The following is a 12,441-nucleotide window of genomic DNA, read 5'->3' as shown; positions in this document are numbered from 1 at the left end:
CATGACTTATGTGACTTTTCCACAAGAGAAAGCACTTGATTTTGTAGCGATCGGCAGATTGTGTATCGATTTAAATGCGAATGAAATCAATCGTCCAATGGAAGAAACGATGACGTTCACGAAGTATGTTGGCGGTTCGCCAGCGAACATCACAATCGGTATGTCCAGACTGGGCATGAAAACAGCTTTTATCGGCAAAATTGCCAATGATCAAATGGGCCGTTTCATCGCTTCCTATTTAGAGAAGAATTCCATTGATACTCGCAATGTTGTAACGGATAACACAGGCGCTGTGACAGGATTAGCTTTTACCGAAATTAAAAGTCCATCGGACTGCAGCATCTTGATGTATCGCGATAATGTAGCCGATTTGAAGTTGACTGCGAATGAGGTTCAAGAGTCGCTGATCGCTAGTGCAAAAGTATTGCTGATTTCCGGTACAGCTCTAGCTCAAAGCCCTTCGCGAGAAGCAGTGTTCCAAGCGTTGGATTACGCGAAAAAGCATGGCGCAGTGATCGTATTTGATCTTGACTACCGTCCATACACATGGACTTCACCGGAAGAGACGGCTGTTTACTACAATCTAGCTGCTGAGAAATGCGACATCATCCTAGGTACACGTGAAGAGTTCGACATGATGGAGAAATTCGAGCATAATCCTGAAAAGGATGACCATATCACAGCTGCGAAGTGGTTCGATTATTCAGCGAAGATCGTCATCATTAAGCATGGCAAAGAAGGTTCTATCGCTTATACACAAGATGGCGTTGGACATCGCGCGAAGAGCTTCCCAGCGAAAGTTGTGAAGACATTTGGTGCAGGTGATTCTTACGCAGCAGGCTTTATCTATGGTGTTATGCAGGGCTGGACGTTGGAGAAAAGCATGGAATACGGAAGTGCTGCTGCTTGTATCGTTATTTCCAGCCATAGCTGTTCGGATGCTATGCCAACTTCTGCTGCAGTGGATGATTACATTGAACGTTGCAATCGCGGAGAAATTACAGCTTCGTAATTAACTATAAACATATAAAGGAGCAATCGATATGACACAGATTTTGAAAAACTGGATTGGCGGCGAATGGGTTGCATCAACAGCTACACAAACGGAGCCTGTTTATAATCCTGCGACAGAAGAGATTTTAGCTTACATTCCTGTTTCAACAAAAGAAGAAGTGGATCAAGCAGTTCGTAATTCACAAGAAGCTTTTCAAGCTTGGAGCCGTACACCGGTACCAAAGAGAGCACGCATCTTGTTCAAATACCAACAACTCCTAGTTGATAATTGGGAAGAGCTAGCAAGAATCGTGACGAAAGAAAACGGCAAAAGCTACACAGAAGCTTACGGCGAAGTACTTCGCGGTATCGAGTGTGTAGAGTTCGCAGCTGGTGCGCCTACCCTTATGATGGGGAAACAGCTTCCGGATATTGCTTCCAACATTGAATCGGGTATGTACCGTTACCCAATCGGAGTTATCGGTGGTATTACACCATTCAACTTCCCGATGATGGTACCTTGCTGGATGTTCCCGCTTGCGATCGCTTGCGGTAATACGTTCGTATTGAAGCCTTCGGAGCGTACGCCTCACTTGGCTAATCGTCTTGCAGAATTGTTCCACGAAGCTGGCCTGCCAGCGGGAGTGCTTAACATCGTTCATGGTGCACATGATGTCGTTAATGGACTTCTTGAGCACAAAGAAGTGAAAGCTATTTCGTTCGTTGGCTCCCAACCAGTAGCGGAGTATATTTACAGAACTGCAGCTGCTAACGGGAAACGCGTTCAAGCACTTGCAGGCGCAAAAAATCACTCTATCGTAATGCCGGATGCGAATTTGTCCATTGCGGTAAAAGAAATTACGAATGCTGCTTTCGGTTCAGCAGGCGAACGCTGTATGGCATGTTCCGTCGTTGTAGCTGTAGGCGATGTAGCAGATACGCTTGTCAGCAAACTGCTTGAAGCGGCTGATGCGATTACGATTGGTAACGGAAACGATGAAGGTGTGTTCTTAGGTCCAGTTATTCGTGGATCACACAAAGAACGTACATTGAAATATATTGAAATCGGTGAAAATGAAGGCGCGTTAATGGTTCGTGATGGTCGTAAAGACGCTGCGGCTGGGCAAGCGGGCTACTTCGTTGGACCGACGATCTTCGACCAAGTACAATGCGAGATGAAAATTTGGGAAGATGAAATTTTTGCTCCAGTTCTTTCCATCGTTCGCGTTAACACGTTGGAAGAAGCAATTGAACTTTCCAACCGTTCAGAGTTCGCGAACGGCGCATGTCTCTTCACGCAAGATGGCAGCAACGTACGTCAATTCCGTGAAACAATCGATGCTGGGATGCTTGGGGTTAACCTTGGTGTACCTGCGCCGATGGCGTTCTTCCCTTTCTCTGGCTACAAAAAATCTTTCTACGGGGATTTGCATGCCAATGGTACAGATGGCGTGGAATTCTACACTCGTAAAAAAATGGTAACGGCTCGCTGGTAACAGCGAGCTTCCGCCAGAAAGGGAGCACATCATGACACTCGTTTCGATGAAAGAGATGCTGCAAACGGCTTTAGAAGGCAAATATGCCGTCGGGCAATTTAATTTGAATAATCTTGAATTCACACAGGCGATCTTACAGGCTGCACAACTAGAACAAGCGCCGGTGATTCTAGGTGTTAGTGAGGCTTACATTCCTTATATGGGCGGGCTTCCTTGTATCGCGGGCATGGTGAAAGCTTTGATCGAGCATTATGGCATTACCGTGCCAGTTGCGCTTCATTTGGATCATGGCAGCTCATACGAAGTATGTATCAAAGCGATCCACGCTGGATTTACTTCGGTCATGATCGATGCTTCCCATCATTCGCTTGAACATAATATCGAAGTTACGCGTCAAGTAACGCAAGCTGCGCATGTGCTTGGTGTTTCCGTGGAATCAGAGCTAGGTCGAATTACAGGACGTGAAGATGATCTAGTTGTCGATGATGCAGATGGGATGTACGCGGTGGCTGAGGACTGCCTAAGGATGGTTCAGGAAACAGGTATCGATTGTTTAGCTCCTGCGCTTGGCTCGGTTCACGGACCCTATCGCGGACAGCCTAAGCTAGGTTTTGACCGTATGGCTGAAATTAGAGATCTGACTGGTCTGCCTCTTGTACTTCATGGTGGAAGCGGCCTTCCTGATGATGAGATTCGTCAAGCAATCGCTTGCGGGACAGCTAAAATTAACGTCAATACAGATAATCAAATCGCTTGCACAGCTACGATTCGCACATTTTTGAATGATCATCCGGATGCTTATGATCCTAGGAATTATTTAATTCCTGCGCGGGAAGCCATTACTGCATCTGTAAGAGCCAAAATCCAATTATTCGGAAGCGCTGGTAAAGCGGGAGGGAACGTAGGATGAAAAAGGTTAGAATCGGTATTATCGGCGCAGGCCGTATTGGTAAAATTCACGCGGACAATTTGTTGCGGACGCCGCAGGTTGAAATTGTTGCAGTAAGTGATTTGTTTGCAGGTCCAGAACTAGAAGCATGGGCAGCAGCTCGTAATATCGCTATCGTTACAAAGGATAGCAATGAACTTATTTCTCATCCAGATATCGATGCCATTTTCATTTGTTCCTCTACAGATACACACGTGCCTTTGATTCAGCAAGCCGCGCGTGCGGGTAAACATATTTTCTGCGAAAAGCCAATCTCTATGGACATCACGAAAACTGTATCCGCGATTGATGAAGTTAAAAAAGCAGGCGTGAAGCTGCAAATTGGCTTTAACCGTCGTTTCGATCATAACTTCAAACGCGTTCAAGAAGTGGTGCAAGCTGGTGGTATCGGCGATCCGCATATCATTAAAATTACTTCCCGCGACCCGAATCCGCCTCACATCGATTATGTGAAAGTTTCTGGCGGTATTTTCATGGATATGATGATTCATGACTTTGATATGGCTCGCTACGTTTCAGGCAGCGAAGTTGAAGAAGTTTATGCAGTTGGCAATGTATTGATCAACCCGGAATTTGCTGAGCACGGTGACGTGGATACAGCGGTTGTCACACTGCGCTTCGCAAATGGTGCACTTGGTGTGATCGATAACAGCCGTCAAGCGGTTTATGGCTATGACCAGCGTGTTGAAGTGTTCGGTTCCAAAGGCAGCGTTGTCGTTGCGAATGATCATTCGAACACAGCAGTGATTTCCACAGCGGATTCGGTTGTCAGCGATAAGCCATTGCACTTCTTCCTTGAGCGTTATCAAGCAGCTTACGTTGAAGAGACGCAAATGTTCATCGATGCTATCTTGAACGATAAAATTGTCCCTGTCAGCGGGGATGACGGCGTTCAAGCTGAGCGCATCGCGTTAGCCGCGAAGCTATCTTCCCGTTTAGGTCGTCCGGTGAAGGTGAGCGAAGCGTTGGAGCTGCTCACACAAACCTCATTAGCTTAAAAAGGGGAGAGATTGTACGATGTCCAAATTGATTGTAACACCGGCAGCTTCCCCGAATGCGGAAGGCAGCACCTTACTAGTAACGCCTGAATCAGCAGGCTGGCAATATGTTGGGTTCGAGGTAGTAGAACTGGCAGAAGGACAATCCTTGCGACGTGAAACGCTTGATCAAGAGGTGTGCCTTGTCCTGTTGAGTGGCAAAGCTAACGTTCGTACGAAGGAAGAGCAATGGGATGGGATTGGTCAACGCATGAGCGTGTTTGAGCAAATTCCTCCGTATTCCGTTTATGTGACTAGTAACGATAGCTATGAAGTAACAGCTTTAACCTCCCTGCAGCTTGCTGTGTGCTCCGCACCAGGAGCTGGGAGCCATCGTTCACGCTTGATTGCGCCTGGGCAAGTAGGTGTTGAAACACGCGGATATGGTAATATTGAGCGTTATATTCATAATATTTTACCTGAGAGCGAACCTGCGGATAGCCTGCTAGTTGTTGAAGTATTTACACCAAACGGCCATTGGTCCAGTTATCCGCCGCACAAGCATGATCGTGACGCGCTTCCGGAAGAATCCTTCTTGGAAGAAACGTATTACTTCCGTGTTCAACCTGAGCATGGCTTTGCGGTTCAACGGGTTTACACGGATGACCGTTCACTAGATGAAACGCTGATCGTCAAAAATGGTGAAACTGTGCTAGTTCCGCGCGGTTATCACCCTGTATCAGCGCCTCCGGGCTATGATGTGTATTATTTGAATGTTATGGCAGGACCAACTCGCACATGGAAATTCCATAATGACCCGGACCATGCTTGGATTATGACCAAGCCAAGCGAGAAGTAAGCCGGTTGCAAGTTCCCAAAAGCCCCGTCATAATGGGGGAATAACTGTATTCTTCAAGAAAAATGGGGTAGTAGGATGAAGGCAACCATTTACGATGTGGCAAGAGAAGCCGGTGTGTCGATTGCCGCGGTTTCCCAAGTCATGAATGGTAAAGGGAAAATAAGCGAAGAACGGCGCGCTGAAATTCTGAAAGTGATGGAGAAGCTTAATTATCAGCCGAGTGTTATCGCCTCCGCACTGACTGGTAAGAAAACATATACATTAGGTTTGCTAGTCCCTGATATTTCGAATCCGTTCTTTGCCGAAATCGCAAGAGCGGTCGAGGATCAAGGGCACAATTTGGGATACAGTCTTGTGATATGCAGTACCGATAATAAAGACGAACGCGTAGAACGATACTTGAACCTACTTCAACAGAAAAGCGTGGACGGGATGATTATCGGTACGGGAATGGACAACAAGGATATGTTCACTCCCTTGATGGAACGAGCGATTCCAGTTGTGATGATTGCCAGGGAGATGCCGGATTTCGCTGTACATACCGTTGTTGTTGACGATTTCGTTGGCGGCACATTAGCAGCGAAGCATCTATTGGAGCTAGGTCATGATCGCATGGCCATTCTTGCGGAACATGCCAAAGTCACGAGTAGTCGTGAACGGGTAAAAGGATTTATAACCACATTGGCGGAAGCTGATGTTCAACTCCCTGAAGATCACGTACGGCATTGTCGATACACCGTTGAGGATGGCAAGCGTGAAGCGATTGAGCTTCTGGAGAAGCCTGCATCGGAAAGGCCAACTGCACTTTTCTGCTGTAATGATATGCTGGCGATTGGCGCACTGCAGGCAGCGAAGCAATTGAAGCTTCGTGTGCCAGAGGATGTTTCCGTGATTGGCTTCGATAATACGATTCTAGCTTCTGTGACGGATCCACCGCTCACGACCATTGCTCAGCCTATTGAACCTATGGGTAAGCAAGTGGTAGATCTGCTTATTTCGGAGCTGAAAAAGAAATCGCAAGCCAAACAACGCGTCGTTATGCGGCCTGAGCTGATCATTCGTCAATCTACAACGGCTCCTGCAAAGTAATGGTTACTTGTTAATGAAGCTGCTTCCTCAACGGGGAGGCAGTTTTTTTTATGTGGAAAAATACACTAGAAAGGACCCAATGAATTTATAGTTTCTTCTATAATATTTTAAGGGTTTTTCCTATGAAAACTTATATCATAGGGTTATAAGATTAAAGTAAAGGAGTGAAGCAAACATGAATGGGAATATTATTAAAACTCCTGACATCCAGATGACTCAAAGTGAATTAGATGCCTTGCGACTAAAACGACGAAGAAGGCTGAAGCAGAACATACCTTTGTTTATCATGCTGGTACCTGTTATTGCTTACTATATTTTATTCAAATACTGGCCTATGGGCGGACTTGTTATCGCTTTCAAAAATTACAATTTTGCTGATGGAATTTTAAACAGTCCTTGGGTGGGGCTGAAAAATTTTAAGATATTATTCTCAAGCTCCAATACGCTCCAAATTTTGTGGAATACGTTTTGGTTGAGTTTTCTAAGTTTGATATTTGGATTCCCAATGCCAATACTCCTTGCTATTTTACTGAACGAGGTTAGGAAATCTTGGTTTAAACGATGGGTACAAACGATTGTCTATCTACCACATTTCTTCTCTTGGGTTATTGTTTCCGGGATCGTGTTGTCCCTATTCGCAACGGATTATGGTTCGATTAATAAGGTGCTTGGCTTATTTGGAATCGAACCCATTAACTTCCTCTACGAATCCAATTCATGGTTAGCCATTTTTGTTGGATCAGGCATTTGGAAGGAAATGGGCTTTAGCACAATTATTTATTTAGCTGCTCTAACGACCATTGACCCTTCGCTTTACGAATCAGCTGCCATGGATGGGGCTACAAAATGGCGTCAAATGTGGCACGTAACCATCCCTGGCATTCGTCACACGATCATCTTATTGCTCATCTTAGCGATGGGTAAGATTATGGAAGTAGGCTTTGATCAAGTGTATAACTTACAGAACGCTGGAGTTTCGGATGTGTCTGAAGTCATAAGTACTTATATTTATAAAATTGGTTTGGGTAATGCGCAGTTTAGTTTAACAACAGCAATGGGATTCTTTGAATCCATCATTAGTTGCAGTCTTGTACTTATAGCTAATCGAATCGCTCGGAAATTCGATCAGGCTCTCTTCTAGAATCATGTATACATCAAGTTTAACATCCGTGGAAGGAGGATTTGCATGAAAGCGACACCCGGAGAAAAAATATTTTATGCCATCAATTATTTAGTACTCGCAGTAATCGCCCTAACTTGTATACTGCCATTTATTCATATCATAGCGCTATCACTAAGTGAGCGATCGGCTGTTGAATCAGGTCATGTCTTCTTCTGGCCAGTGGGCTTAGAGTTCACAGCCTATAAAATCTTCTTCCTCGCCAGCCCTGCTTGGAGTGCTTTTAAAAATAGTGTGATCATTACAGTGATTGGTGTGGGGTTAAGTTTATTAGGTACCATATTAGCTGCTTATCCGTTATCTAGATCGTATCTATTTGCTCGACGCTACCTCGTTCTAGGTATGGTGTTCACCATGCTGTTCTCTGGAGGCTTGATTCCCACCTATCTCGTGATTAAGAACATGCACCTGATTGATTCCTACTGGGCATTATGGCTTTCCGGATTCATCAGTACTTACAACATGCTTCTTATGAAAAGTTATTTCGAGAATATTCCATCTGAAGTGCAGGAGGCTGCACGGATTGATGGCTGTAATGATACTTCACTACTAATTCGTGTTATCTTACCGCTCTCACTTCCCATGCTGGCTACACTTGCGTTATTCTATGGCATTGGCTTCTGGAATTCGTTTATGAACGTACTCATGTACATCAATAAAAGTGAGATGTTGAATTTAACGGTTGTTGTCCAAGGGATGCTGCAAAAAAATGACTTATTGAATTCTCCTACGCTTAATTTGGAGGAACAACAAACAGTTGCTACCGAGATGGTGAAAGCTGTCGGTGTAGTCGTCATGGTTGTCCCGATGTTAGTCGTTTATCCATTCTTGCAAAAGTATTTTGTCAAGGGAGTTATGCTAGGATCGGTTAAGGGGTAATAAAACAGGTATTCCCGTTTCTCAAGACGTTACTATAAAAAAATTTTGTAGGGGGAAAATGCACATGGAAAACAAGAAGTTATGGCTTGGAATGTCAGTCGGGGTAGTAGCATTAGGGGCAACATTAGTAGGTTGCAGCAGCGACAAAAAAGAAGAAGCATCAACAGCGCCAGCCTCTTCAAACAAGCCTGCCGCGGCAACACCAGCTAAACGCGGAGATGTTTCCGTTACCATTTATGATCGTGGAGGCGTGCCTGCATCGGAAGGTACCTATGAAGAGAATCGTTGGACCAAGTTCATTAACCAAAGTGGACCAGCCAATGCAAAGCAAGTCCCAATCCTTCGTAGCGATTCTACGAAAAAATTGAATGTTCTGTTTGCTTCCGGTTCTGCTCCAGATATTATCAACGAGTATAATACGCCATTCAGAGGCAGTTTATATGATCAAAAACAATTGATGCCGATCGACAACATCTTGCAATACATGCCTGAATATCAAAAATTACTTACCCAGTATCCACAGTTGAAAAAAGCAGGAACTAAGCCAGATGGTAAGTTGTATGAGATTGGTAAGGTAAAAGAAGCGGTAGCTGCACATGTACTTTACATTCGTACAGACTGGTTGAAAAAGCTGAATCTCAATATGCCGACAACTACGGAAGAATTGTATGCGGTAGCGAAGGCGTTTGTTGAGCAAGATCCAGATGGCAATGGCAAGAAAGATACGTATGGCATGAACATGAGCACGTATTCGGAGCAAGCCATCAATGAAATTTTCGGTGAGAATTCATCAGCCACACTATTGGCTTGGGATATTAAGGACGGCAAAGTTGTTCGTGCATGGGACAAAGAACAAGCTTCCCTCACGTTCAAGAAGAGTCTCTATGATGCTGGCATCGTAGACAAGGACTATATTAATGATAAAGACGGCAATAAAGCTAAGCAAGACTTCCTGAATGGTAAAATGGGGATTTTCGTCAAATTCTCTCAAGACCTTGAATTATCTACTTTCAAAAAGAACAACCCGACTGGTGAAGTGGCGCCATTAGGCTATCCGAAATCACCAATGGGAACATTCACGGGTGCTTTCGATAATCCGGTTCAAATGACAACAGTTGTGAACGCGAAGGCGAAGGATCCAGAAGCAGTAGGCCGCTACCTTGACTTCATGATGAAGCCGGACACGGCTCGTAAAATGATCTTCGGCGACGAAGGAACACACTGGAAGAAAGCTGCAAACGGCTGTCCGCAAGTTATTGATCCAGAGAAGTCCAAAAATGAAGTTGCTTACGCGTTAGATTACGCGATGTTCTTCTCATCTGGTGTTGATAAATGTAACTATAACTTGGCAGGTTTAACTAATCCTGATTTGTTGCCTGAACAAAAAGCTCAATTGCAATTGTTCCAAGCTGCTCAAAAGATTTACTTCGATTCAGCTAGAGAGTATCCAGGAATTACCCTAGGGGATCATATGCCAGTGTTCCCTGCTGATCTTAACGTCATTAATACAACGATTCTTAAAGAGAAAAATGATTTCTTTGTTAAGGCTATCCTAAGCGGTTCAAAATACTCCGCAGAACAAGCGATCAATGATTCTAAAGCGGCTTGGGATAAAGCAGGCGGTAAACAGCTTGAAGAATTCATGAACAAATGGTATGCAGAGAACAAAAATACAGCTTTCCTAGCGAAAGATGCAAAAGAAATTGTTAAACAACAAATGGAATTTGTCGCTGCAAAGTAATCGTACCTTAGAGAAGCTGGATATCGATATAGGCTGCCTGCGCAATCAGGCAGCTTCTCGATGTCCAGCCTCTTCTTTAAATAAGCAGATTTGCATCATGGGAGGAACCGACGATGAAGAAAGTGAATGTCGCTATCATTGGATGTGGCGGAATCGCAACCGGGAAGCATTTGCCTAGTTTGAGCAAAATTGAGCAAGTTGACATTATTGGATTTTTTGATATTTTTCCGGCGAGTGCACATAAAGCAGCAGAGAAGTTTGGCGCACCTGGTGCCAAAGTATACGATGATTATCGTGAATTGCTCGCGGATCCTGCGATTGATGTTGTTCACATTTGTACACCGAATGATACCCATGCTGAAATCTCAATTGCTGCTTTGGAAGCTGGCAAGCATGTGATGTGTGAAAAACCGATGGCGAAAACAGCAGCAGATGCGCGCCGTATGGTGGAAGTTGCAAAGCGCACGGGCAAAAAATTAACAATTGGTTATAACAATCGTTTCCGTGCAGACAGTCAACATTTGAAACGTGTGATTGAAGATGGGGATTTAGGCGAGATTTATTTTGCAAAAGCGCATGCGATTCGCAGACGCGGTGTTCCGACTTGGGGAGTTTTCCTGGATGAAGAGAAACAAGGCGGCGGGCCGCTAATTGATATTGGTACACATGCACTCGATTTAACCCTATGGTTAATGAATAACTATGAACCCAAGGTGGTGCTGGGCACCGCTTATCATAAACTTTCTCGTAAAGAAAATGCTGCAAATTCTTGGGGTCCTTGGGATCCGGCCAAATTTAAAGTTGAAGATTCTGCATTTGCCATGATCGTCATGAAGAATGGTGCAACTGTAATGGTGGAAGCGAGCTGGGCGCTCAACACGCTGGATACGAAGGAAGCGAAAAGTACGCTATGCGGTACAGAAGGCGGCGCTGATATGCAAGATGGCTTGCGCATTAACGGTGAGAAGCATAGCCGTCTATATGTGAACCAGATGCAGTTTGAGGCCAAAGGCGCTGATTTTTACGAAGGTAAGAAAGAAACAATGCAGGATAAAGAAATCCGCTTGTGGATTAATGCCATTATCAATGATACTGACCCTATTGTAACGCCAGAACAATCATGTGTCGTTTCTGAAATTCTAGAAGCGATCTATGAATCGAATAGAACCGGGAAAGCTGTCTATTTTGACTAATTATAATGAAAAGAGGCAGTTGAACCATGATCAAAGTAGCGATGTTGAGCTTTTGGCACGTTCATGCCAAGGATTACGCACGTCTAGCTGCGGAACACACAGATACAGAGATTGTCGCAGTATGGGATGAAAATCTACAACGGGGATTAGATAAAGCGAACGAGCTCGGGGTTGCATTTTACGGACAGTTGGAAGAGCTATTGAATAATCCTGAAATTGATGGGGTTATCGTGGGTACACCAACGAACAGACACCATGAGATAATGATTGCGGCCGCTAAAGCAGGTAAGCATATTTTTACGGAAAAAGTCGTGGCAACGACCACGAAAGAATGTAGAGAAATACTTGATGTTGCCCAGGAAACAGGGGTCAAGCTAACGGTATCTTTACCACGTCTCTATATGGGTTTTACGCAAGCGGCTTTAACTTATATTCGAGAAGGTTATCTGGGGACTTTAACGACCGTTCGTATTCGACTTGCTCATAATGGTGCGTTGCGAACAGAAAAGCATCCAGATGGCGCACTTCCCGCCCATTTCTTCAACTTAGAGCAGACCGGCGGTGGGGCATTGATGGATCTTGGTTGTCACCCGATGTACTTAACACGCTTGTTTCTTGGATTGCCGGAAAGCGTTAGTGCCAGCTTTGGCTATATCACCGGGCGTGAAGTGGAAGATAGCGCAGTAGCAACCTTACGTTATCCAAGCGGAGCACTAGGGATTGTAGAAGCTGGATTTGTGAGCAGCTATTCGCAATTCGACATCGAGGTCCAGGGAACAGAAGGTAACCTTATGTATTCCCGAACTGATGATAAATTACGCATTCGCAGCTCAAAAATGGAAGGTGAAGCGGCAACAGGCTGGCAAGTCGTGACCGATTTACCTAAGCTGCCGACTGCTTTTGAGCAATGGGTATCCCATATTCAACATGGAACGACTGCCACAGAAAACATAGAGATGGCTTATGATTTGACTCGTTTGATGGAGGCATCGACCTTATCAGCACGTTATGGTGCTGCGATTAAGCTGATTGATCTTTCAGAATAAAGCAGCCTCCCCTAGGAAAGGCCAGAGCTACCCCTTCAT

11 protein-coding genes are annotated in these 12,441 nt (G+C 44.8%); all 11 read left to right on the top strand.

Translation table 11 applies throughout. The annotated features are described in order from the left end of the window. Position 1: 1 nt before the first annotated feature. The 11 genes from iolC (at position 2) to AC58UX_RS06575 (ending at position 12,402) form a co-directional block, all read left to right on the top strand. Entirely contained in the window at positions 2–1,012 is a 1,011-nt protein-coding gene (gene iolC / locus AC58UX_RS06625; RefSeq protein ID WP_497250715.1) for a 5-dehydro-2-deoxygluconokinase, read from the top strand. Between the two features lie 31 nt (positions 1,013–1,043). Beyond that, a complete protein-coding gene (locus AC58UX_RS06620) occupies positions 1,044–2,489 on the top strand; it encodes a CoA-acylating methylmalonate-semialdehyde dehydrogenase (RefSeq protein ID WP_497250713.1) in 1,446 nt (481 codons plus the stop codon). 31 nt (positions 2,490–2,520) lie between these two features. Then, complete coding sequence (gene fba, locus AC58UX_RS06615) at positions 2,521–3,399, top strand: class II fructose-1,6-bisphosphate aldolase (RefSeq protein ID WP_497250711.1); 879 nt, start codon at positions 2,521–2,523, stop codon at positions 3,397–3,399. Further along, on the top strand, positions 3,396–4,436 hold the full coding sequence (iolG, locus tag AC58UX_RS06610) for an inositol 2-dehydrogenase (RefSeq protein WP_497250709.1): 1,041 nt from the start codon (positions 3,396–3,398) through the stop codon (positions 4,434–4,436). Before fba ends, iolG begins: the two co-directional genes overlap by 4 nt. Before the next feature lie 19 nt (positions 4,437–4,455). Beyond that, positions 4,456–5,274: a 5-deoxy-glucuronate isomerase gene (gene iolB / locus AC58UX_RS06605; protein WP_497250707.1), complete on the top strand. Its 819-nt coding sequence runs from the start codon at positions 4,456–4,458 to the stop codon at positions 5,272–5,274. Positions 5,275–5,349: 75 nt separating this feature from the next. Then, positions 5,350–6,363, top strand: coding sequence for a LacI family DNA-binding transcriptional regulator (locus tag AC58UX_RS06600; RefSeq protein ID WP_497250705.1), 1,014 nt, complete (start codon positions 5,350–5,352; stop codon positions 6,361–6,363). Positions 6,364–6,574: 211 nt separating this feature from the next. Further along, the gene (locus AC58UX_RS06595) at positions 6,575–7,504 is read left to right on the top strand and encodes an ABC transporter permease (protein ID WP_497252091.1); all 930 of its coding nucleotides are present in this window, start codon (positions 6,575–6,577) and stop codon (positions 7,502–7,504) included. A gap of 45 nt (positions 7,505–7,549) precedes the next feature. Then, positions 7,550–8,422, top strand: coding sequence for a carbohydrate ABC transporter permease (locus AC58UX_RS06590; RefSeq protein WP_497250703.1), 873 nt, complete (start codon positions 7,550–7,552; stop codon positions 8,420–8,422). A gap of 64 nt (positions 8,423–8,486) precedes the next feature. Further along, positions 8,487–10,163: a type 2 periplasmic-binding domain-containing protein gene (locus AC58UX_RS06585; protein WP_497250701.1), complete on the top strand. Its 1,677-nt coding sequence runs from the start codon at positions 8,487–8,489 to the stop codon at positions 10,161–10,163. Between the two features lie 113 nt (positions 10,164–10,276). Next, the gene (locus AC58UX_RS06580) at positions 10,277–11,356 is read left to right on the top strand and encodes a Gfo/Idh/MocA family protein (RefSeq protein ID WP_497250699.1); all 1,080 of its coding nucleotides are present in this window, start codon (positions 10,277–10,279) and stop codon (positions 11,354–11,356) included. Between the two features lie 26 nt (positions 11,357–11,382). Further along, complete coding sequence (locus tag AC58UX_RS06575) at positions 11,383–12,402, top strand: Gfo/Idh/MocA family protein (RefSeq protein WP_497250697.1); 1,020 nt, start codon at positions 11,383–11,385, stop codon at positions 12,400–12,402. Positions 12,403–12,441 lie beyond the last annotated feature (39 nt).

The sequence above is a fragment of the Paenibacillus sp. J22P90 genome, from assembly GCF_059692195.1.
The sequence above is the reverse complement of the archived record's forward strand: the minus strand, read 5'-3'. Positions and strand labels throughout refer to the sequence as shown.